The 22,004-nt window shown below is 41.2% G+C and carries 21 protein-coding genes; 4 read left to right on the forward strand and 17 right to left on the reverse strand.

From position 1 onward, the window contains the following. Positions 1-200 precede the first annotated feature (200 nt). The 3 genes from BM056_RS09520 to BM056_RS09530 form a co-directional block, all read right to left on the reverse strand. A complete protein-coding gene (locus BM056_RS09520; RefSeq protein ID WP_092471091.1) occupies positions 201-1,136 on the reverse strand; it encodes a helix-turn-helix domain-containing protein in 936 nt (311 codons plus the stop codon). 295 nt (positions 1,137-1,431) lie between these two features. Further along, positions 1,432-3,126, reverse strand: coding sequence for a sensor histidine kinase (locus BM056_RS09525; RefSeq protein WP_092471092.1), 1,695 nt, complete (start codon positions 3,124-3,126; stop codon positions 1,432-1,434). Further along, positions 3,123-3,806 (reverse strand): response regulator transcription factor, encoded by a 684-nt coding sequence (locus BM056_RS09530; RefSeq protein WP_092471094.1) that lies wholly within the window; start codon positions 3,804-3,806, stop codon positions 3,123-3,125. The genes BM056_RS09525 and BM056_RS09530 overlap by 4 nt, the downstream gene beginning before the upstream one ends. A 204-nt stretch (positions 3,807-4,010) precedes the next feature. Here BM056_RS09530 and BM056_RS26165 point away from each other — a divergent pair, with 204 nt between their 5' ends. Beyond that, positions 4,011-4,184, forward strand: coding sequence for a hypothetical protein (locus tag BM056_RS26165; RefSeq protein WP_165613454.1), 174 nt, complete (start codon positions 4,011-4,013; stop codon positions 4,182-4,184). Positions 4,185-4,325: 141 nt separating this feature from the next. Here BM056_RS26165 and BM056_RS09535 read toward each other — a convergent pair whose 3' ends face one another. Together BM056_RS09535 and BM056_RS09540 are read right to left on the reverse strand one after the other, a co-directional pair. Next, positions 4,326-5,000: a methyltransferase family protein gene (locus BM056_RS09535; protein ID WP_092471095.1), complete on the reverse strand. Its 675-nt coding sequence runs from the start codon at positions 4,998-5,000 to the stop codon at positions 4,326-4,328. 86 nt (positions 5,001-5,086) lie between these two features. After that, positions 5,087-5,956, reverse strand: coding sequence for a MerR family transcriptional regulator (locus BM056_RS09540; RefSeq protein WP_337833499.1), 870 nt, complete (start codon positions 5,954-5,956; stop codon positions 5,087-5,089). Positions 5,957-6,368: 412 nt separating this feature from the next. On the opposite strand from BM056_RS09540, the gene BM056_RS09545 reads away from it, so the two are divergent. Beyond that, positions 6,369-7,220 carry a helix-turn-helix domain-containing protein gene (locus tag BM056_RS09545; RefSeq protein ID WP_092471097.1) on the forward strand — a complete coding sequence of 284 codons (852 nt, stop codon included), beginning with the start codon at positions 6,369-6,371 and terminating at the stop codon, positions 7,218-7,220. After that, entirely contained in the window at positions 7,213-9,327 is a 2,115-nt protein-coding gene (locus BM056_RS09550; protein WP_092471098.1) for a HelD family protein, read from the forward strand. The genes BM056_RS09545 and BM056_RS09550 overlap by 8 nt, the downstream gene beginning before the upstream one ends. 322 nt (positions 9,328-9,649) lie before the next feature. Here BM056_RS09550 and BM056_RS09555 read toward each other — a convergent pair whose 3' ends face one another. From BM056_RS09555 to BM056_RS09585, 7 genes are all read right to left on the reverse strand, one after another. After that, positions 9,650-10,084, reverse strand: coding sequence for a VOC family protein (locus tag BM056_RS09555; RefSeq protein ID WP_092471100.1), 435 nt, complete (start codon positions 10,082-10,084; stop codon positions 9,650-9,652). A gap of 429 nt (positions 10,085-10,513) precedes the next feature. Continuing rightward, positions 10,514-12,742 (reverse strand): ABC transporter permease, encoded by a 2,229-nt coding sequence (locus BM056_RS09560; RefSeq protein ID WP_238456392.1) that lies wholly within the window; start codon positions 12,740-12,742, stop codon positions 10,514-10,516. A gap of 20 nt (positions 12,743-12,762) precedes the next feature. After that, positions 12,763-13,461 (reverse strand): ABC transporter ATP-binding protein, encoded by a 699-nt coding sequence (locus BM056_RS09565; protein ID WP_092471103.1) that lies wholly within the window; start codon positions 13,459-13,461, stop codon positions 12,763-12,765. A 1-nt stretch (position 13,462) separates the two neighbouring features. Then, on the reverse strand, positions 13,463-14,095 hold the full coding sequence (locus BM056_RS09570; RefSeq protein WP_092471105.1) for a TetR/AcrR family transcriptional regulator: 633 nt from the start codon (positions 14,093-14,095) through the stop codon (positions 13,463-13,465). Between the two features lie 13 nt (positions 14,096-14,108). Further along, entirely contained in the window at positions 14,109-14,432 is a 324-nt protein-coding gene (locus BM056_RS09575; protein ID WP_092471107.1) for a hypothetical protein, read from the reverse strand. 70 nt (positions 14,433-14,502) lie between these two features. Next, positions 14,503-16,236, reverse strand: a complete 1,734-nt coding sequence (abc-f, locus tag BM056_RS09580) for a ribosomal protection-like ABC-F family protein (protein ID WP_092471109.1) — start codon at positions 16,234-16,236, stop codon at positions 14,503-14,505. A 404-nt stretch (positions 16,237-16,640) separates the two neighbouring features. Further along, a complete protein-coding gene (locus tag BM056_RS09585) occupies positions 16,641-16,925 on the reverse strand; it encodes a DHHW family protein (protein ID WP_092471111.1) in 285 nt (94 codons plus the stop codon). 329 nt (positions 16,926-17,254) lie between these two features. Here BM056_RS09585 and BM056_RS09590 point away from each other — a divergent pair, with 329 nt between their 5' ends. Beyond that, complete coding sequence (locus BM056_RS09590) at positions 17,255-17,674, forward strand: DUF3795 domain-containing protein (RefSeq protein WP_092471113.1); 420 nt, start codon at positions 17,255-17,257, stop codon at positions 17,672-17,674. Between the two features lie 76 nt (positions 17,675-17,750). Here the strand turns inward: BM056_RS09590 and BM056_RS09595 are convergent, their stop codons facing one another. The 5 genes from BM056_RS09595 to BM056_RS09610 form a co-directional block, all read right to left on the reverse strand. Then, a complete protein-coding gene (locus tag BM056_RS09595) occupies positions 17,751-19,067 on the reverse strand; it encodes a hypothetical protein (protein ID WP_092471115.1) in 1,317 nt (438 codons plus the stop codon). Beyond that, positions 19,060-19,605, reverse strand: coding sequence for a sigma-70 family RNA polymerase sigma factor (locus BM056_RS09600; protein WP_092471117.1), 546 nt, complete (start codon positions 19,603-19,605; stop codon positions 19,060-19,062). The genes BM056_RS09595 and BM056_RS09600 overlap by 8 nt, the downstream gene beginning before the upstream one ends. Before the next feature lie 514 nt (positions 19,606-20,119). Next, complete coding sequence (locus BM056_RS09605; RefSeq protein ID WP_092471335.1) at positions 20,120-20,899, reverse strand: S-layer homology domain-containing protein; 780 nt, start codon at positions 20,897-20,899, stop codon at positions 20,120-20,122. A 22-nt stretch (positions 20,900-20,921) separates the two neighbouring features. Next, positions 20,922-21,137, reverse strand: coding sequence for an InlB B-repeat-containing protein (locus BM056_RS27640; RefSeq protein ID WP_353740147.1), 216 nt, complete (start codon positions 21,135-21,137; stop codon positions 20,922-20,924). Continuing rightward, a complete protein-coding gene (locus BM056_RS09610) occupies positions 21,049-21,858 on the reverse strand; it encodes a MalT transcriptional regulator family protein (protein WP_131820750.1) in 810 nt (269 codons plus the stop codon). Before BM056_RS09610 ends, BM056_RS27640 begins: the two co-directional genes overlap by 89 nt. Positions 21,859-22,004: the final 146 nt, after the last annotated feature.

Consider the following 22,004-nt stretch of genomic DNA (forward strand, 5'->3'; position numbering starts at 1 on the left):
AAAAATACAGCCAGCATAACAAGCTGAGCTGTATTTTAAAAGGCATAATAAAATCAACGCCCATTTCCAACGTGGAAAATCATCAAATCACATAAAAAAAGCTCTCCAAGAAACGAGAGCTGACTTTTAATAATTCTATTGGACGAAACTGCGCAATGGGTCAAAATCGCAACTGCGGAAAGGCTAAATTAATGTCACTCTTAATAATGTTCTAATATATCAGTATCATCAACAATTAATTGCAAGCTTTCAATAAATTTACTCCTATTGCAGGAGTATTTCTGGAAATTATTGCTTAAAACCTTTAAGTTATCTACAAAATTTTCATAATAACCTAGACTTTTAATTTTACTTTTCAGCTCACCAGAGAGTTTAACAGATTTTAGCATTGTAGATTTAACTTCCGGATTGTTAGTCAAATTTTTTATAGTATTAATAATTTTTTGCTTTTCCAACTGCAATTCTTCTTCAGTAATATTAATCCACTTTTTTATATCCATGGAAACGAATTGTTCATGTTTTATTAAATCTTCTTCAGTTAGCTGTTCATACATCATCTTAATGTCAGATGAATATTTAATATCGTCAATATCATCAAGGAATTTAACTATTTTAATCCAAGCTTCTTCCTTTTCATGGGTATTTACGGGTTCATTTAGAAATGGACTATAATATGTAATCAACATCTTACCAAAGTTCCCGGGAAAAATACGTTGTAACTGACTTCTCATAAAACCTTCCTTACTACGTCCATCCATTTCCATAGCCTTATTTAAGGCTGATAAATGTTTGGTCAATTGTTGTAACCCTGTAAAACTGTCAAGGTCTCTGAGAGATAATTGTAACATGTATCTATTTTTTTCAATTCTCCTCGCTTCATTAGTTAGCCTTTCTAAATGTTGTTTAAGAAAGTCTTTAAGCATTTCCGGATTTGATATAATTTCTTTAATTCTCTTAATTGGTATATCAAATTGTCTCAATACAGATATTTGTACTAATACATCTACATCGCGTTGAGAATAATCTCTGTAATTATTATTGGAATCGGCAATAGGTTTTATCATACCTTCTTGTTCGTAATAATTGATTGCCTTTTTTGTAAGCCCTGTATATTTTTGAACTTCACTAATTTTCATTTATCATCTTCTCCCCTCAAGTAAGAATATAATCCATTACCTTGGGGAACAGTCAAGAATAATTTTTTAATTTTTTAGATGACTTGTTAAGCAAACTTTAAATTGTGGAGGTATAAAATGCTGTGCAATACAAAAGGACAGGAAACGGCTGATTTCTCGGTGTCGTCTTCATGCGTGCTCTCGCCATAGCGGAAGGATTTTACCACCACCGCGAAATAGTCGAAGCCGCCGCAGTCCTTTATAAGCTCTTTTTATAGGTGACAGTTTCTCAGTAGCTTTGTAGAGGCCTTTCTATTTAAGTAAATTTAAACCAGAATACTACACCATCGTCACTGTTTTTTGCACCATACGGAAATTTATATAATTCCAGAATTGTACGTGAAATTGAAAGGCCAAGACCTGTACCTTTTGTATTGCTGCGTGATAGCTCAGCTTTTTTATAAGGCAGCCATATTTCGTTCATCTTTTCTTCAGAAATGCGGCTGCCGCTATTATATAATTCAAGTGTATTGTCAAGTATTTTTATACGAATTGTGCCACCCTCAGGAGTACTGTCAAGCGCATTGATAAAAAAGTTATCAATAACTCTTTCAATTAATGAATGATCAACCTTTATAACTGCATCGCCTTCTAGACTCGTCAGTATGTTTTTTTCATCACAAACTTGGTTGTATCGGTTAATTATTTCAACACACACTTCGCCAAGAGATACATCCTCCAATTTAATTGGAAATAAATCTGACTCTAACCTTGATAACTCAAGCATTTCCCGGATTATCTTGTCCATACGGTTTACATTGGCCTGGATATTACCTGCATAGTACTTCCTTTTCTCGGTATGGATGTTTTCTATTAGGTTTTGGGCATACCCTGAAATAATACTCAAAGGGGTTTTTAAATCATGGGCCAGGGCATTCGTCGTTTCTTTGCGCTGTCTTTCAAGCTCCTCCCTCTTTTGATAGGTTTTATAAGTTTGTCTTGAAAGTATCATGGCTACTATAACAAATGTTATAAAGCAGCTGCCCCACACAAAAGCCAGTGTACCGGCACATTTATCCAATAAATTAACATCACGGGCAATAACTGTCCAAAATTCACTATAATAATTGTGATTGTCAGTCATTTTAACAGTATTCCGATAAGGCATAGGCAGGTAATACCGGTAGGTTAACAAATTTACTCTTTCGTAGGAGACATTCCCTAACTGCTTCACGGCTTCTTTTAACTTTTCTTGATCCAGTACCATATTGCGCAGTTTGACTTGTTTTTCGCTGTTACGATAACTGTTATTATTGGGCTGGATGCTGCCATGTTGAAAATAGGGCAGGCCTTTGGTATTTTTATAGCCTGAAATATAGACCCCATCATTTTGGCGTGTCCCGCTGCTTGAGCTTGCATTTCCGTTTTCATCAAAGGTTTCGGCATACATGGCAATAACACTTATTTTATCAGGAATAATCATTTCATTATCGACCCAAAAGCCTTCCAAAGTAACTGAATATCCTGAAAGATCTCCTGCCTTTTCCGCCTTTGGATTGGCATACAGGTAATTTTCAAGCTCTGTTATTTCTTTTTCGTTAAACCAATGCCTGGGATTTAAATATCCATATCCTGTATAATTTCTGTTTCCTTCACTATATTCCGTATAGCTGCATAACCAGTAGTCGTTGGTATTAAAAATCAGTTTGTAATCACCTGTGAAAATTGCCGCTTCTGTCCCTAAAAGGGTAAAAAGAGATGACTTCCTGACGAATTCTTTTTTTACCTTTGCAATATCCGTAACCTGATTATTACTGTCAATATGATCTTGCAGGACATCTTCAACAGCATTATTTACCTGTAAAGCAAATGCTCGGAGTTCCAAGCTCTCCACTTTCTTTTCCCGAGATATCAGAAATATGCTGAAGCCCGTCATAAGTGCCAGGTAGGTGGCAAAAAAAGCACAAAAGATGCGCATATAGATGGTGCGCTTTGTTTTGTTCTTTTTCAATTTTCCCCCTCCAGTTTGTATCCTCTTTTAAACACGGTTTTAATTTGCTTGGAAGCACCCCCCAAGGCCTTGCGCAATTTTTTGACATGATTGTCCACCACTCTGTCATTACCATCAAAATCATATCCCCAAACCCGGATGAGAAGGCTTTCGCGACTCACTAATCTACCGCAATTCTCCATGAGTATTTTTAAAATTGCAAATTCCATTGGTGCAAGTGTTACTTCCGCCTCATTAACAAAAACCGTACAACGGTAGGGGTTCAATTTTATGCTGCCTGCCGTCATTATTTCATTTCTTACCGTGCCTTTGGAACGTTTGATTAAAGCCGTAACCTTCGCATAAAGCTCTGCCAGCGAAAAAGGTTTGGCTATGTAATCGTCACACCCGAGATGATACCCGTGCAATCTGTCGTTCTCCTTGTGCCTTGCCGTGATAAAGACAATGGGAACATCACTCTTTTTTCTAAGCTCCCTGCAAATTGCAAATCCGTCAACCTCAGGCAGCATGACATCCAAAAGTACTAAATCATATTCGTTGTCAAGACATTTTTGCTGACCTTCATTCCCTGTCTTGGCATCGTCTATATGAAAAGTCCCGCCGCTTTTCTCCATAAAATAGTCTGTAATGATTTCTCTTATCTCTGCATCATCTTCAACCAATAGAAATTTGAAAGCCATTTTTTCACCTCCAAGCATAGGTTAGCACACAAATATATCTTTTTTGTGTCCCTGTAAAACTTACTTTAGACACAACCATGTTTCACGTTTTCTTGTCTGATATAAGCAGAAATTCAAGTTCGCTACAAAAAATGCTTACGAAATCAACCGGAAAATGTTATAGTAATAATATAATGTGCTGTGTTTTCACGTAAGTCCAGTTGGATGACACAGCGCGTTGTTTTTTTGTCCATCATGGGGCTTATCGTAACCTGGAAAGGTTTCTCTTGTATGTTTCTGGTTAAGACGGGAATTGTCACCCTGTCGATCCTGCTATATTACGCGCTTCACGGCAGACACGCTCGCGCAAAAGTTGACACTATTCCGGATCATGGATAGAAAAAGAAAACCGAACACTTCCGCCGACATCTAAGAATTGTCGACGGGTATTCGGTACACTCTTGACCCATACAATAAGAAACTATTAATCGAGAACACTGTGCTACAATACACAGAGGAATTCTCCGACTTTCGAACTATCTACCAAACTAATGGGATCAAACGATAACGTGTCTTTATACAATAATCCTTATATCCCGGAAGGTCTCGTAACAGCACTTCTTCTTCGCCTATTATCCTAAATACATTCATCGGTATACAGAGAAGAGCAGGTATTATGGCCCAATAAGAACCGAGCGCAAGAGGGGTGAACAACATCATTAATAACATCCCCAGGTACATCGGATGGCGGACTATGGCATAGGGACCGGTTGTTATAACCCGTTGTTCTTTCTCGACTTGTATAATAGTAGAAGCATAACTGTTTTCTTTAAAAACTAAGATAATAAATATATACCCTAGAAAAACAATGGCATTCGCTGCAATAACAAGCCAAACCGGTACAGTCGACCAATGAAAACGAAAATCAAGGCCCGGTATTACGTAACAGAGGAAATATAAGTTTAAAAAGGCGGGAGATTTTCTCGTAGTTTCCTTTTCTTTAAACTGCATTCGTCTCGACAAAAGTTCGGGGCTTTTCTTTAGAAAATAGATCGTAATAAAAAGCGTCAAGACAGAGAATTCCGACCAAAAAATCCAGGCCTCCCAAAACCGAAACGAACCTGCGGGGACAAATAAGACAACGCCCAGCACAATCAAAATTATTGTCGGCACAAGAAAGGCTTTTTGCTTTGACAATTTAGAATTATCTTCCACGAAAATTGCCTCCTAATCTTTTCCAGCAGCTTCTGGATAAATAAATCTGGAGATATCTTTTCCATCCCCCGGCAGCAATTTACCGGCTATCTTTTATTATCCTTTAACAAAGCCGGGGTTTTACAATCGCCTGCTATGTTAGTCTCTGAAGCGAGATATTTTTGGAGAAGCTGCCCGTGCTTTACCTGGGCCGGCGAGATAACGTTCGCCACCATGTCATTATATAAGCTGGCAAGAGGAGTTTTTATTCCCGCTTGTTTGCCTAATATCTCCATTAATTGAGGCATACTTTTGATAAACTCTGCAGATTCACGGGCGAGAGCTTCAACCTCCGGATCATCTTCCGACAGTTGGGCCAGACTGGCAAGACGCGCCCCGTAATCTAAGGAGATTTGATATTCTTGGGGATGTGCCTTAAAAAACTCTGCCAAAGCTCGAAAAGTTTCCTGGTAATCCTCACCCCACTGGAAATCATCCAAAATGCTATACACTTTCCGTTGCTGCTCAAAGAGTTCCGGGCAGGTTCGGGCATATTTTTCGATTTTATCCGGTCCCAGTATATCCATAATCATTTGAAAAGAAGGAGATGCAAAACTATCCTCGTCCAGGGGAACTGTATCTTCACTCAGCAACTTTTCAATTTTCGCTATTCTTTCTTCGTGGCTTTTTTTCTCACTTAGAAGCTCCGCTCGCAAGGACTGCAAGACTTCCCGCAATGTTTTGTGATTGTTTATGTCTCCCAATATTTCTTTGATACGCTTCAGACCCAGCCCCAAAGATTTTAAATGTTTTATTGACTGCATACGAGATAGCTCCGCAGGTCCATATAAGCGATATCCCCCCAAAGAGCGCTCCGGTTCTTGAAGTAAACCAATCTTATGGTAATAAAGAACGGTTTTTAATGTACTTCCCGTTAATTTAACAAAATCACTTATTTTTACTCGATTTTCAATCATTTTCTCACCTTTGCAATCATTATAAACCCCACCCTAAGGATCGAGTCAACTTGATTTTTGAAACTTTGGAACTATAAACAGTAAAAACCCAATCATTTTAAAATAAGATGGTTATTACTGCGGAACCTGTAGCACCTAACAACGAGGAATACAAGGAAATCCGCATCAAGGCAATAACCATATGTTTCAGCATAAATCGCAATAATGATTAAAAATTATCTCTTCAAGTCTGCTATAATTGACTCGGTCATTTTACCGTATGTACTGTTGCAAAAAAGTAATCAGGTGACTCGAGCCAGTTAACAGGGGCATGCTCGAAAAAAAATTATAGCATGATAAGCGCAAGATTTATTAAAGGGTAGAATTTTGATATTGCTATAATGGATTCGCATTATAACGGGAAGGAGGCGCTATGAAAAACCTTGAAACTGTTATAGCCACAATCCACTATATTGAAACACATTTGACAAGCGAAAAGATCGACCCGGATATTGTTGCCGCTGCAGTACATTATTCGAAATACCACCTGCACCGCATCTTCACCGATGCGGTGGGGCTTTCTATTCATGATTATGCGCAACGCAGGCAATTAACGGAAGCTGCTAAACTGCTGGTTTTTTCAGATAAGCCAATTATAGACATTGCTATTCTGGCCGGTTACGACAGCCAACAGGCTTTCAGCAATGTGTTCAAGGCTATGTATAAACAGCCTCCTCACCAATTCAGAAAAAATGAGGTGTTTTATCCATTGCAACTCGAATACAACTTCAAAGGCCAGCGCAAATCGCTTGAGAATGCGCAGAAAAATACCAAGAGAGAAATCCGCTTTGCCAAAGAAGCGGATATTCCGATATGGATGGAATTGGTTCACCTTGCCATTGACGGGTTCCCCCATCTGGAAGAAGATGAGCACTTAACGGTTCTGAAACGTTATATTGCCAACAAAGGCGCGCTGCTTATGACCGAGGGCGGCATGTCAATTGGCGGTATGATGATTAACTACGAAACCGGCAGCATAGATTTCCTTGCAGTACATCCGCTTTATCGAAAACAGGGTATTTCTCGAGACTTCTTGAATGTGGCGCTCACCGAGCTGCTGAAGAATAAGGAAATCAGCATTACCACATTCCGAGAGGGGGACAAAGCAGATACAGGATATCGCAAAGCTCTTAAGGAGCTGGGCTTTGCCGAAGCGGAACTGCTAACAGAATTTGGATATCCAACACAAAGGATGGTTTTACCCAAGGAGGATTCAAATGACTGATGCACAGCAAGTGGGCAGGCGCGCCCTGCATGCGCCTGCCCGTATCAACAAAGACAAAAAGAAAGAACCAGATGTAACGCAGGATTTTCCCGATGAAATCGCGCATCTTGACGATATCAAGGGCAAACTGGATGATGCCATAAAGCAAGCAAATGATTCAGTCGAGCAATTTGACAAAGAATATATGGATACCAAGCGGTACATGGTAGAGCATCACGGTGAAATCGACCCGCACGAGATGTTCCAAAATGAACTCGCTTTAAAGCAAATTGACAGCCGTGGGGCCTTTGCTGTTGAGATTCGGGACAAACTCGCCAAGCTGCTGGACTCGCCTTACTTTGCCCGGATTGACTTTCGAGAAGCATCCAAAGAAACACCTGCCACCTTCTACATTGGCAGATTTGCTTTCAGCCACGCCAATGAGCTGCTGATATCCGATTGGCGCTCCCCGATCGCAGGCATGTTTTATGATTGCGAGGTTGGGCCTGCGGGATACGATGCCCCGGCTGGACGAATCGACGGCGAGCTGAGGCGAAAGCGGCAATTTAAAATCAAGAATGGCGAGATGGAATATGCGTTGGAAAGCTCGGTTAATATTCAAGATGATATTCTGCAGCGTGAATTGAGCCACACTTCGGACGAAAAAATGAAATCCATCATTACAACCATTCAAAAGGAACAAAACCTGATAATTCGGAACGAAAAGGCCGCAGCCCTTCTTATTCAAGGGGTCGCAGGTTCTGGTAAGACATCCATTGCGCTGCATCGGATCGCTTACTTACTCTACCGCTTCAAAGACAGGTTATCGGCAAAGAACGTGACCATTCTATCGCCCAACAAGGTGTTTGTGGATTATATTTCCAATGTCCTACCCGAATTAGGCGAGGAGCCGATTTATGGGATGAGCTTTGCGGATATTGCCGAGGTTCAGCTTGAGGGCATCATCCATTTCAAGCCCGACAAGGACCCTCTTGAAACAGACGACCCCAAATGGGCGAAGCGGGTGCGCTTCAAATCCACATTGGATTTTATAAAACTGATGGATGAGTATCTGACCCGGATGCCTGAGAGCGTCTTTGAGCCATCTGATTACTCTTTTGGAAGATTCTGTGCCAAAAGTGAATGGATACAAAACCGCTTTGCCGCTTATGATAAGCACCCGGTCAAGCGACGGCTTCAAATGATTGCGGACGATATTCATGACCGCTTTGAAACCGACAACTTCATGGAGGAGCCTTTACCAAATACCAGGGCCGTCTTAAAAAGTCTGACCGCGATGCTAAAGGTGAAGAATACTCTGTCGCTCTATAAGGATTTTTATAAACAGATGAATATCTCAGACAAATTTGTGATGCCTGCAAAGAAAACCCTCGAATGGGCCGACGTATACCCATTTATGTACCTCCACGCCGCTTTTGAGGGTTTGCAGGAGAGCCAAGTTATACGCCATCTGGTTATCGACGAAATGCAAGATTACACACCGGTTCAATACGCGGTGATGAATATCCTATTTAAGTGTCAGAAAACGATCCTTGGAGACTTCGGGCAGTTTATCAATCCAAACCATTTACATACGCTCGGAGATCTGCGCCAGATATATAAAGGCGCGGAATTGGTAGAGCTGAATAAGAGCTACCGCTCAACCTATGAGATTATCACATTCGCCAAACGCATCCAAAATGTCGCCTCGCTCGAGGCGGTTGAGCGCCATGGGGATGCCCCCGACCTCATATATTGCCGTAACGAGCAGGAAGAACTCGCGCAGATAAAGGGAAAAATCAACACATTTCAAAGTAGTGAGAATGTGACCCTGGGAATTATCCTGAAAACGAACAGCATGGCTAAAGCTCTTTATGATGTACTATCTCGAAACTACGAGGTTCATTTGATTTCGCCGGAAAGCACAACTTTTATGAATGGCATATCAATCACTTCGATTCAAATGTCAAAAGGGCTGGAATTTGACGAGGTCATCATCCCTGCGGCCAACAACGAAACCTACTCCAGCCAATACGACCGCAGCCTGCTTTACATTGCCTGCACTCGAGCAATGCACCGGCTGTCTTTAACATATACCGGCGAACTGACCCGGCTAATTGGTGCATAAGGTAGCTTTTTAAATTCCACACTGTAATGTCCTTGGAATGCTGACTTTACTAGCAAAGTTCAGCTTATCAAAAATCAATTTCCGATCTCACACAAAGTCCTGTTCATAGATTCCTGCTTGCGCGCGGGCGCGGATTGCATATCGGCCTCGATAATGTGAGGAAGTTCTCCAAGACAGCGTCAGAAGGCTGGTTGTCGATAATCGCGCAAATGGCGAGCGCAAAGCCTACCCGTCCAACATACTCCTCCGGCGAACCAACCCATTCGTGTATCAGTTTATCGGCAAAAGCGGTGGACATCGGGATTCGTGGCCTGTACCACTGCTATTTCCCCAATTTTTCCTCCATGATGCGGCAGCGTTCTTCAAAGCTGACCTCGCGCACGATTTGATGGAGCATCCACATATAGCCGAATGGGTCCGTGAATATCGCGTTTATCACACCGAAATCGTCAAGTTCGGTTATCGGCTGTACTTCGATGCATCCTGCGTCAAGCGCCTTTGAGAAAGTCTCTCTTATATTGGGTACGATGATGTTGCACCACATAGGCTTGGGATCGCTGGGTTTCGGAGCTGCAAGCATAAAATCAGGGTTTTCATCGAGCATGTGAAACCGTGTGCCATACATATTAAAAACAGCCTCATTTTTCCCTTTGCTGTAGGCTGTGACCTCAATGCACTCCGCATCAAAAATTTTTTCGTATAAATCCAATGCTTTTAGGCTGTCAGATACGATCATGTCGATTTCTACACCTATCATCGCATATTTCCTCCCTTGGACATTTAAGAAATATTGCACTATTTCCCAAAGCTTTTATCAATGACAAGTCAATGCATGAAACATTTTTAAAGGGGCACCACTTCAATCGGCAGAGTTTCCCCTTTTAATCCCCTCCTTGTCTGGCGCAGGATTCCGTTCCTAGCGTTTCCAGGGCCTATGCCTTGTATTGTTCGGCCGCCTCTAACGCCTTACTTCGACTTGGATTCACTATCAAGTGACTGTGAAATTAACTCTATAAAAGACTAAGGCTGATTTCCTTGCCACACTCTGAGATGAAAATTCTCCCACATCCAGTAATCTACCCTTTTTATAAATGAGCAGTATGGGGTATGTGTCACTAAAAACTAAAGTTTGAGACCGCAATCCTTTACACTGCAGCCTCAACGAAAACGAGTACAAAGATTTTTTCTATTCCGTTCCTGCTTTCAGCGCCTCACTCATGGAAACCGTGTTCACCTTCTTTGCACACAGCAGCTTGCTGAGCTGATAGGTTAGCATGATAGCCGCAAAACAGACAACCACATAAAGCGGACTAATGATCGTTGGCAGCACTAAATTTATCATAGCACCAAGATAGCCGTACATTGCGCTCATTGATGCAGCCATAACAGGAATGCTAATAATAAATCCGGCCAATATAACAAAGGTTGAGCTGCTTAGTATCAGGGACCGGATTTCGCGACGTCTGTAGCCAAATATCTTAAAAAGCGAGATGGTGTTTTTATTCTCCTCTATAATCAACGAGGTTACAAGATAGATGATAATCAAACCCACAACACAGGCGATAAGAGTCATCGCCACCACCATGGAAATCATCGGCCCCAGCAGTTCATCCATAGCGTTCACGGTCTCACTCAGCGACTTTGTTCCTGAAAGCAGCTCTTCAGGAATATCAAGCTTTTTTGTGCTCCAAAGCCCCGTATAGCTATTTTCGAGAAATCCGAGCTGTGCGTTAAACTCATCGATGGGTATAAAGATAAACTGACCCGCATAGGAATCGGCAACAGCATCAATATGAAACGTGTATGCCTTCCCATCCTGCTTGTTTACGAAGCTTACGCTGTCGCCCGCCTTAATGCCCAGCCGGTCTGCTAAAGGCTTTGTGATGTTTGTCTGGTTATTGGGAAGCGGACTGCCTGCTCTGCTGTTCAGCGTCAAAATTGTCGAATCCGGTTCTACGCCGGTTATATAAAACTCAATTCCCTCGTTGTTTTCAGGGTAAAACCTTCCGGCGGAGAAAACCTCCGCACCTTCCGGCGCCTTACCGTGTTGTATGTCCTTAAATGCGTATTCATATTCAAACCGGTAAGTATCCGTGGTGCCGTTTTTGAATACATAATCCATAGAGTTCATAATCGTGAAGCCTAAAAGCATGAGCACAGATGCACTGGTAATGCCCAAAAGCAGGAACAAAAGCCGCGAAATGCTTCTAAGCTGCTCCCGGAGCTTGAATTTTGTGCTGAACTTAAACCTTTCCAGTTTAAGCGCGCGCTCAAAGGCGTTAACCTTGGTTTTTTGTTTGTCGCCCTTCATAAGCTCCGCCGGAGAGCGTTTCAGTTCCGAACGTATAACGAGATAGCTGCTGAGGCCCAAAAACAGTACGGGCGTCAGTATTCCGATTAAGACATTCAAAACGCTCAGTTCAATGCCAGTAACAGGAACATTATAATATGAAACCATAGCCACAACAGATGGCGCGATGGACGGCAGCGCCAACACGCTTCCTATCACTCCACCCGCAATAGCAAGCAGCAAAGGAATGGCCATATAGTGGCGCATTAACTCACGTCGCCGGTAGCCTTGCGCATAGAGTGTCCCGATAATCACCGATTCATTTCGTATCATACGCCATATCATGATGCCGATAATCAGGCAACACAGAAGAAACATTGCCGCCGGTACCGGTACACTCATCGTCTTTAAGCCGGTTATGGACGCCCAAGCCATTCTTGCACGTTTGTTGTTCATAATGTCAATCCAGTCCGACTCTGTTATGCCTTTCTCATGTAAACGCTCCCGAAACTCAGCTGCCTGTTTATTAAGGCTCTGCGTTCTGTCATTAAACCTGACGGAATAAATGCTGTAGGCATTGTCTATCCCCGCAAAATCTTCGCGATTTATAACCCCTACACCGAAATTATTTGGTGATACCATGATATCGTATACGTTTTTCAACGGATAAATATAGTGAGGCAAGGAGACGAAGCCCACGACTTTGAAGGTTTTCCCCGCTGCTTCTATTTGGCTTCCCACGGGATAGCCGTTCGCTTTGGCAAACGCTGGATCAAGTAGTATTTCTCCCGGGCCGGAAAGCGTCCGCCCCTCTATGACAGCCGGGATGTTCAGCTTTTCTGTTTTACTTAGCAGCCGCAGGGTAAGCGAGTCGGATAGAACGGCGTCAAAGCTCATATACTCTTCGAGGATGGCGTCAACCGCTTTCTCTAATTCCGCGCTATCGGTAATAGCCTTGTCGGTTGAAAAGGACAGATCTTCCTGCATATGCCCCTCTGTAAACGTATTGACCAAAGTAGCGAGATTCTGAGAGATCCCCGCCGCCACAACAAACGTATAACTTCCCAGGATGATAAGCATTAGAATGCCGAGGTATCGTAGTACATTTTCTTTCAGTATCCGCAAAACTCTTTTATTTAAAGGCATTACCACTCAATCCTTTCCGCTGGAACAGTCACCTGATTAACCGCTGCTTCTACAATTTCACCGCTTCGCAGCTTAAATATCCTGTTTGCCATAGCGGCAATTGCAGCATTGTGGGTTATCATCAAAATAGTTGTTCCGTATTTTTTGTTGACCTGCTGCAAAAGCTTCAGAATACTGCGGGACGTCTGATAATCAAGTGCACCGGTTGGCTCGTCGCAAAGCAGCAGCTTCGGATTCCTGACAATCGCCCTGGCAATGGAGACCCGTTGTTGCTCACCCCCGGAGAGTTCCCTGGGAAAGCGGTGCTTTTTATCATGCATTCCGACAGCCGTTAGAACTTCATCAATGTTCAGAGGTGATTTGCTGATGTTGGAAACAACTTCAATGTTTTCCCCAACTGTAAGGTTGGGAACCAGGTTATAGAACTGGAAAACGAAACCTATTTGCTCACGCCTATAATCCGTTAACTGCTCGTCATTCAAATTGTTAATCTCGACCCCGTCAACGATGACCCTGCCGCTGTCACCACGATCAATGCCGCCGATAATATTCATCAGCGTAGATTTTCCTGAACCAGATGGCCCAAGAATAACACCGATTTCTCCCTTATCCAGCTTCATCTCGATCCCCTTCAGAACGTCATTTATAATCGCGCCGGATGTATAGCTCTTCTTCAACCTTAAAACGTCAATAAGCATATTATTGTTCCTCCTTTTTGTAGAAACACCGTTTCAAGATATCAAAATACTCGTCCCATTCACTAAGCACATCAATGCTGATATCTCCAAAGGAATCGACTTTGTTTCTTTGATGCTCTGCAAAACTCATGATAGTCCAGTTAATAATGTTCATCATTTTTTCTCTATCCATATCATCGCGGAATTTTGTCAAATCAATGTTTTTATAGCCTAATCCTAAACCGCTTTCAATAATTTTTTTACCTATTGCATTGATTTCAGATTCTACCTCTGGTGCGGTTTCGTTGAAAGCGTTTTTAAGAAAATCAAATGCCTGCGGGTATTGCTTCATTATTTTAAATTTAATCAAGCCTATTTGTCTCATTCTTTCAAAAAGATCAGTTTCATTCCAATCTACTTCAGTATAGATTTTATCGATAATCTCCTGGATATAATCAAACAAAAATAAATACAATTCCTTTTTACTGTTAAAATAGTTGAATAATGATCCTTTGGATATTTCTGCTTTCCTGATAATCTCGTTTGTAGAAGCCTTTTCAAAACCAATGTGGGCAAATTCTTTAAGAGCCGCGTTGATTATACGTTCACGCTTTTCTGGTTCTAAACTATAAAATTTCGGATAAATGATAAGCACCTCATTTCTGTATTCATGAAAAAATCAAATGACCACTTGGGTCATTTATTATTATATACCAAATGACCACCTGGGTCAAATTGTCCATTTCCTTAACATAGGGTATGAAGCCAAACTTATCCAGAATCAAACAAGAACCAATAATCCGGACTTTCAAAACAACGGTCAGAAAAAATACTTCCAGAAAATCATCCTCTTGCATTACTGGGCCAGGTTTTACAAATATACCTTGTTGTACATGATGATTACTCTTTTCAAGCTGAATCTGGATTGAGATCATGTCTTTGATTATCTGGTTTCTGGTCACTGAGTGGTAGTGTTCCACATTGTCCTGCATTTTGTAATCGACAAAAAAGCCAGAGGAATATCCCCTGACTTGTTACGCAATATAAAATATAACACGCAATTTACAAAAGTTGTCGCAACTCATTCAGCTCTTGCGCTTTTCGTATATACTCTTCATTAAGACTTTTCTTATCATCCTCTCCTAACCTTTGATTTAGTTTTCCGCCAATGAAGGCCAAGTCACATTCAAGTTGCAGGATGCGGTTATGAATAGTTATAAAATCCAATTCGCCGGTATTTTGTACAGATTCATTTTTTCTCTTACGTAGATAATAATCATAATTTCCGTCATAAAATTTTAACGCTCCATGCTCCAACAGCATGATTTTGGCAGCAATCCTTTGTACAAAATAGATATCGTGTGAAACAAATAGGATGCCGCCCGAATATTGCTCTAAGACTTCTTCAATTTTTTCCTTAGCCGCGATATCTAAATAGTTGGTAGGTTCATCCAAAACAAGAAAGTTTACACCTGACAAAATCAGCCTGGCAAATGCGACCCGGCATTTTTCTCCCATACTCAGCCCCTTAACCTTCTTAAAAACATCGTTTTTCCTGAAAAGAAGGCAGGCAAGCAGGGTCCGGATATCTTCTGTTGATCTATTCGCACTCTCAATGCTTTCAAGGATAGTACTATGGACGTCAAGCTCTTCAAATTCCTGCGAAAAGTAACCTATTCGAAGAGCAGGGTCTAAGGATAGTTGGCCTTGAAAATTATGGTCAACACCACAAAGAATTTTTAAAAGCGTTGTTTTACCCGCTCCATTTTCACCCAGCAAGGCTACTTTTTCACCCCTGCCAATCGTAAACGACAAATTTGAAAATACGACATTGCCTTCATAAGCCTTAGATAATTGGCTAGCGCGTATTATAACGGAAGATAATTTGTTACTCTGGACAGGAAATTTGTTAATAAAGTCAAATGCCGGGAGCGGAACTTGCCGCGGTTTTTCTATTTTATTGCTTAATAATCGGGCAAGCTCTTTTTCTTTTGCCTTAATTGCGCTGGCCTGTGTTTTGGCTGCGTTTTTATAGTCAGAGTTTTTTTGAGCGCTCGCTAGCCAGCTTCTTCTACTGCAGATAGCTTGATTCAGTTGCTCAATTCGTAATTGTTGCTTTTCATATTCTTTAGCGGCATGCTTATCTTCATTTTCTTTTTGTATTTTATAAACGGAATAATTGCCTTTATAGGACTTTAAGCCCGTGGAAGTTAATTCCCATATCCGATCTGCCACACGATCCAATAGATATCTGTTATGCGATATGATTAAAATGGATTGTTTGATTCGATTAATGATCTTTTCCAGTGATGCAGCACTATCCATATCTAAATGATTCGTGGGTTCATCAAGAATCAACAAATCAAAATCTCTTGTAAGGACTTTACATAGCATAAGTTTTGTTTTTTCTCCACCGCTTAAGCTTGTTGCTTGCCGCCCCCACAAAGATTCATGGATTTCAAATTGATGCAACGACTTTTTCACAATCGTATCAATTGGTTCATATACATTAGGATTTTTATTGATTGTTTGATATAATTCTTCGTACACGGAAGCACCTGGTTGAAAATCCGGATATTGTTGCAAATATATGATGAGCGCATTATGTGGCGTGTACTCAATACTGCCTCTATCAGGAGTTTCCACACCAGCTAGGATTCTTGAAAGTGTTGTTTTACCTATCCCGTTGCTGCCAATAAAGCCAATCTTCACACCATTACTAATTCCTCCGCTGATGTTTGCCAATACCATCCTATCATGGTAACTCTTGTATAATCCATCAAATAGTACACTCATTTTGCCCTCTCTCCTTTTCTGATGATTTACGGAGAAGGGCACAAAAAAAGACGATAGAGAACATCTTCGTCTTTGTTTCTTAACCGGATTTATAGCATAGGAAAAAAACAGTCAGCAAACTAAAGATGTGCCTCCTCCTGAATTTCTAAATTTAGTTTGTGATTCTTCAAGATTAATTCAGTTTTACACATCTTTCTGTACCTCCTGTTCTTAATGATAGATTAAAAGTACCATATTTAATTTCATATTGCAAATGGAGAAACTTATGCTCAAAAAAGACCTTGGCGGTGGGATATCTTTTAAAACTACAGCTTAAAAATTTATTGGTTCCGTGAGACAAGCATTTGTCGCCCAAGTTGAGTCAGCCATTGGCAGAGTTCCTGTCCACAGTGAAGTAATAAAAATCACCCTTTAAATAAAATTTGATTGGAGCCTTTCTGAATATGAACCCAAAAGTTTCGAAAAGGGAACTGATCAGAAAAATATAATTCAACTTTAGTCTCATAACTGCCATTTAATACTTTTTCAATATGAAAAACAGGCCATTGTGCTAAGTAACGTCGCTCCTCTTTGGAAAAGGTTTTATCCGGCAGGGCCAGATGCAATATAAACATAGCAAGTATAAATAAAAGCGGAAACATACCCACGATATTCTGTATTATAGCCAAATTTAAACTTGGCTGTAACATCTTTTGCAGCAGTTTTATTCCCGCAGGCAGTCATAGTCAATGCTGATTGGACTTGCCTGGATATATGGAATCGTACAAAAAATTTTATGTTAATTAGTTAAATAACCTTGACTAAAAATGTTAATATATTTACAATGTGGTTAGTAGTATGTTAATACCTACATAGGGAGATATTGTGAGCCATTGGTATTTATCCTGCCTTGAGAACCAGTAATACAAGCACTTTGCACAATTACTGCAGCTTATTCCACAGTGTAACAATAGGGGTGTGTATAAAGAATTAACTCAGTCTATAGCTACGTTATGCTTTCGTAGAGAATGGAGGAAAGATGGATTATAAACAAATGACCGCACCATGTGGTCTCGATTGCTTTAATTGTATTGGCTATTTGGCAAATGAAGACCCCAAATTGATTCCTATAATTGCTAATGCACTTAATATTACTGCCGAACAAGCAGAGAGAGCTGTTTGCAAGGGATGCCGTAATCAAAATGGAAAAATACCATTCATTCCCATGGAATGTAATGTTTATCCATGTGTAAAAAATAAAAACATTACATTTTGCTATGAATGCCCTGAATTCCCCTGTGACAACCTTCACCCATACGCAGACCAAGCCTCAAAGGTGCCACATAATACAAAGGTTTTTAACTTATGTCTTATTAAAAAATTAGGATTAGAAAACTGGGCAAAAGATAAAGCCAAGCACGTCAAAGAGACCTATTTTAATGGGAATTGGAAGCTATAGAGCATAAAATTATCATCCCTACAATATGAATACAAAGAAGCCAATTACCAAACGCAACCGGCTTCTACAATGAACTTTATTTAATTTTCAGAGCCCAATTACCGTTTACCACAAAGTGAGGCCATCCCACGTCAAACGTAGCATCTTTTAATTTTTCGTCAAAGCTGATACACATTGTGCATTCATCACCTTGCCAAATACTGTCGCCTCTTTGCACATCTTTACTGTAAAGGTTAACCTCTCGAACAGCAACCCCTGCTGTGTCTCCCGTGTTCAAAGCAAATTTCAACTCGGCTGTTGTTGCGGAGGTTCTTTTAATACTTGCCAAGATGATTTTTTGCAATTTCAGGTCGATTTCCCGGTCGATTCTTTTTTCTTCGTTTAGCCCCGGAATTGCCACGTCAATATTGCCAAAGCTTTTTTCATAACCGACAAGCAGACTTGGTATTTTCAGCTCAATTTCTTTGCCGGCAGGAGCCTGGGATTCAAATTGGGTAACTGGCCTGCCGACGGCATTTTTAGCCTGATTGAAGGTATAAACGTTTTTGTCTTTGTCATATCCAAGAAGGGGCTTGGTCATTGAAGAAGTGCTGCTGCCTATGATGCCGTTTTCGTTTTTGAACATTTTTGTCACAGTTTTTTGAGCCGGTTCGCCAATGCCTACCAGTTTTAAATCCTTGTCAGTAAAGCTAGTTAAAATCTGCACACCCTGGTTAGTTTTTTTATAACCAACGTTTACCCAATCAATATCCGTTTGTTCAGCAGGTATAATTTCACCGCTGCCAACTACAGGCACACCTTCTGTTAAATTAATACTATAACTTTTTTCTCCAATCATCAATTTCAATTCTTTTGTTGGCGAGAACACGTAGTTATGCTCCGCTTCATTCCAAAAGCTGAGGTACAAATGATCATTGTCGTAGCCGTAACCGCCCGGTTTATAAATTTCGCCGTTTGCCGCAACAACTGACATTTTAGGAAGTTTATCTTCTGTTAAAGGAAAAGTTAAATTCATTTCCAACTTATCCTTTGCAAAAATAACGTTCTCCAGTTTGCTTTCCTTATCCAATTGCAGAGGGGATTCCAGATAATAGGCACTTCCATCTATAACAGTTGAATAGATTGCTTTTTGATTGAAAAAAGATCTGACAAAATCCGAAATCTCTGCGGCATAGACGTTGGATATACCGATAACCGTAATTAAACACGCTGCCACAAAGGGATAAATTCTTTTTCTTTTCAATTTAATCCGCGCCTTATTCAGCTTGTTGAATGCTTTTTGGGTAATAGAGTCCAGATCGACTTCCAAGTCGCCCATTAAATCATCCAGTTCCTTGCCCAGCAAATCATTATCAAGATTTTGCATTAGCATCTGAATTTGCTTTTCAGTCATAGGATAAAACCTCCTTGATTATTTTCCTGCCCCTTAATAGCCTGTTGTCCAGCGCCGAACGGCTCAACCCCAAAGATTGCATGATATCGCTAACCTTCTCGTTATAAAAATATCTACGGATAAAAAGTTCCTTATCCGTTTTATTAAAGCTATTGATTGTTTCCAGCAGTTTTTTCTGTGTTTCTCTATCGATAATTTGTTTTTCAACGGTATCAAACTCCATAAGCTGGTAATCATTAATATTTTCCACATGATTTTTTTTAAGCTTGCGCTTATATGTAAGGGCTTTATATTTTGTTTGGATTAAAATCCAGGTTTTGAAACTGCTTCTCTCGTTGTCAAATTCGTTTATTTTTAGCCAGACCTCCAAAAAAACGTCGGATACACACTCTTCTATGTCTTCTTTACTGTTGCCAATGCTTAAAATGTTATAGGTTAAATAATAAACAAGTTTGGAATACTCTTTGATTAAAAATGCATAAGCGTTCAAGTTTCGCTTTTTTATTTCAGATATGAGCTCAATCTCTGAAAAGTTCATTTTTTCATCTCCTTTCATAGAATACTACGTTCTCTATCCATGATTTCTCTTAACTTTTTCATAAAAAACATCGCCGTTATTTTGCTGTAATAAATAAGCAGAATAAAGCTCTCAATTACTCAGAAAGACTTATTCTAATTAGTTCTGAATTGCCGGATTACATAGATTGCATAATTAACTCTGAACAGGCTATCCTCTAAAAGCGCATCATTATGTTTTATGTGCATACAATTTGATAACACTAAAACTTTAGTGGTTTTTTTCCAACCTAAAACAATAAGACCCAACGTAATCTGTTGGGCCTCTGTGGTTTGTCATCAATTTTCACTTTATTCTATGGATTGATACACAATACCATATACCTAGGCTCATCGAAATGGTTCTTTAGGAATTAAAAGAATGACTATTCAATAGATATTTTACTACAAACTTTGGTTAAAGATACTAAAAAAGCCAGCAAAAGCAATTCCCGCTTCTACTGACTTTATAGTTAATTTGGAAATAATAGCAAAGTCTATTCTGCTAACAAATTGTTCAGCACCTGTGCCATTTCGGACCTAGTCGTCGTACTCGCCGGAGCGAGCCTTGCGGCATCTCCTCCGATGGTTCCGGTTTCAGCCAGCAGCCTCATGGCATCCTGTGCCCAGGTGGAGATCTGTCCGGCGTCGGTGAAGTCGGAAAGCGTCCTGCCGGAGTCGCCCTGTGGGAGCTGTCCGATGACTTTCAATGCGTTATACAGCAGAGTGAACATCTCCTGACGGGTGATTTCCTGACCCGGCGCATACTGATTGTTGCCAACTCCTGTGGATATGCCCAACCGTTTCGCCGCCGCGAGGTAGCCGGCGTAATTCGTATTGCCTGCGTCGGAGAAGTTATCCGTTGGATTCACATCCGGAGATATGCCATAGGCGCGCATCAACATGACGATGAATTCGCCGCGCGTCAGCTTCGATTCGGGGTTGTATCTTCCGTTGCCCGTACCTGTTGTGATTTCTCTAGCAGCGATGAAGCTGACCGCCTTGTTGTACCATGCATTGACTGACACGTCATTGAAGCTCACCTTGTTATAACCCACCGCGTAGTTGCTGAAGTGGGTGGTGCTGAAGGTCACGGTGCCGGTGGTGGGATCATAGTGCCCGTTAGGGATTGAGACCAGATTGCCGCCACCGTCGATGTACCAGACGACAATGCTATCGGACTTATTGAGTTCCTCCACCGTTGGCGTATAGGGGATGGAAACCGTCACCGGGGCTGCAGGATTGTTCCACTCGGTCTGCTTCCCGTCTATCGTCATCGCCAATTGTATTAGCGGTCTATCACCTATAGCTGCTTTTGCATCTCCCGGCAGGCTGGAAGGTTCCGCCTCCTGTGGAAGTCCATTGGCTGAAGCTGTAATTTGCAGCTGCGGTTGCGGTGATATTGATTACCGTACCTGCGGCATAATCACCGTTGCTGCCAGTGGTTATGCTGCCGCCCGTTCCAGCCGTGATAGTCAGCACATAAGTCGGTACCGGAGAGAGCGGCAATGGCATCGTTCCTGTCACCGACGTCCTCCATGGACATGGCGACCGCAACCATTGCCGCAGCCCAGCCTTCCGTATAATTCTCCACCCTTTTCACATCATCATTTTCAAGAGTATAACCCCTTGCCTGATAGAATCGGAAAATCTCCTCCGTTTCAAAGCGCAGGTCTTTTTCCTCCAGCTCCTGCATCTGCCATTTGATTCTGTGCCTGGCCAGTCCAAGCTCAGGCTCCGTACGGCTGATGATGATCATGTGCATTTTTGATGGCAAATAATCAATCAGATAGGACAGCCCATTTAGGATAGAAGAATCGGTAATCAAATGCAGATCATCAAGCACAAGCAGGAAATCGGATTGAACCTCCAACAGCCGGTCAATAAGGACGCTGACATGAATATTCGATTTTAACAGTTCTTGCGAGGAAAAAACATATCCCGTGTTTTTGCTGATTCCTTCAGAAATGCTATCCAGCGCGGTACATACATATCGCCAGAATACCACGGGGTTATTATCGTAGGAATCCACCGACAACCACGCCGCAGGCAGGCCGCATTTGCCAAGCCAATCAAGAACAACGGTGGTCTTTCCGTAGCCGGCAGGAGCTATCACCATTGTAAGCTTGCACATCAGCGAATCATTCAATTTCTGATGCAAGCGCTGGCGGGAAATCAAATACCGGTTGATTTCAGGCTTGCTGTATTTAGTTATGATCAATCCGGTTCCGGACATCTTTTCCACCATGATTCGAACAGCACCTCGTACAATAAATTCTTTCTATTGTACAATATCAGATTAAACGAATAATATTTTAATAGTATCGTCATCCACTCAGCCTGCTTGAATTAAATTTAAATATCCAGAAAGTTTAATTTCGA

Source organism: Desulfotruncus arcticus DSM 17038 (assembly GCF_900113335.1).
GTDB lineage: Bacteria > Bacillota > Desulfotomaculia > Desulfotomaculales > Desulfallaceae > Desulfotruncus > Desulfotruncus arcticus.

Excerpts from the sequence above, each read along its gene's own strand:
- BM056_RS09520 (WP_092471091.1), bottom strand. The coding sequence starts at position 1,136 with ATGAAAATTAGTGAAGTTCAAAAATATACAGGGCTTACAAAAAAGGCA.
- BM056_RS09530 (WP_092471094.1), bottom strand. The coding sequence starts at position 3,806 with ATGGCTTTCAAATTTCTATTGGTTGAAGATGATGCAGAGATAAGAGAA.
- BM056_RS26165 (WP_165613454.1), top strand. The coding sequence starts at position 4,011 with ATGACACAGCGCGTTGTTTTTTTGTCCATCATGGGGCTTATCGTAACC.
- BM056_RS09540 (WP_337833499.1), bottom strand. The coding sequence starts at position 5,956 with ATGATTGAAAATCGAGTAAAAATAAGTGATTTTGTTAAATTAACGGGA.
- BM056_RS09545 (WP_092471097.1), top strand. The coding sequence starts at position 6,369 with ATGAAAAACCTTGAAACTGTTATAGCCACAATCCACTATATTGAAACA.
- BM056_RS09550 (WP_092471098.1), top strand. The coding sequence starts at position 7,213 with ATGACTGATGCACAGCAAGTGGGCAGGCGCGCCCTGCATGCGCCTGCC.
- BM056_RS09555 (WP_092471100.1), bottom strand. The coding sequence starts at position 10,084 with ATGATAGGTGTAGAAATCGACATGATCGTATCTGACAGCCTAAAAGCA.
- BM056_RS09565 (WP_092471103.1), bottom strand. The coding sequence starts at position 13,461 with ATGCTTATTGACGTTTTAAGGTTGAAGAAGAGCTATACATCCGGCGCG.
- BM056_RS09575 (WP_092471107.1), bottom strand. The coding sequence starts at position 14,432 with ATGCAGGACAATGTGGAACACTACCACTCAGTGACCAGAAACCAGATA.
- abc-f (WP_092471109.1), bottom strand. The coding sequence starts at position 16,236 with ATGAGTGTACTATTTGATGGATTATACAAGAGTTACCATGATAGGATG.
- BM056_RS09585 (WP_092471111.1), bottom strand. The coding sequence starts at position 16,925 with ATGTTACAGCCAAGTTTAAATTTGGCTATAATACAGAATATCGTGGGT.
- BM056_RS09590 (WP_092471113.1), top strand. The coding sequence starts at position 17,255 with ATGGATTATAAACAAATGACCGCACCATGTGGTCTCGATTGCTTTAAT.
- BM056_RS09595 (WP_092471115.1), bottom strand. The coding sequence starts at position 19,067 with ATGACTGAAAAGCAAATTCAGATGCTAATGCAAAATCTTGATAATGAT.
- BM056_RS09600 (WP_092471117.1), bottom strand. The coding sequence starts at position 19,605 with ATGAACTTTTCAGAGATTGAGCTCATATCTGAAATAAAAAAGCGAAAC.
- BM056_RS09605 (WP_092471335.1), bottom strand. The coding sequence starts at position 20,899 with ATGACGATAGACGGGAAGCAGACCGAGTGGAACAATCCTGCAGCCCCG.
- BM056_RS27640 (WP_353740147.1), bottom strand. The coding sequence starts at position 21,137 with ATGCCATTGCCGCTCTCTCCGGTACCGACTTATGTGCTGACTATCACG.
- BM056_RS09610 (WP_131820750.1), bottom strand. The coding sequence starts at position 21,858 with ATGTCCGGAACCGGATTGATCATAACTAAATACAGCAAGCCTGAAATC.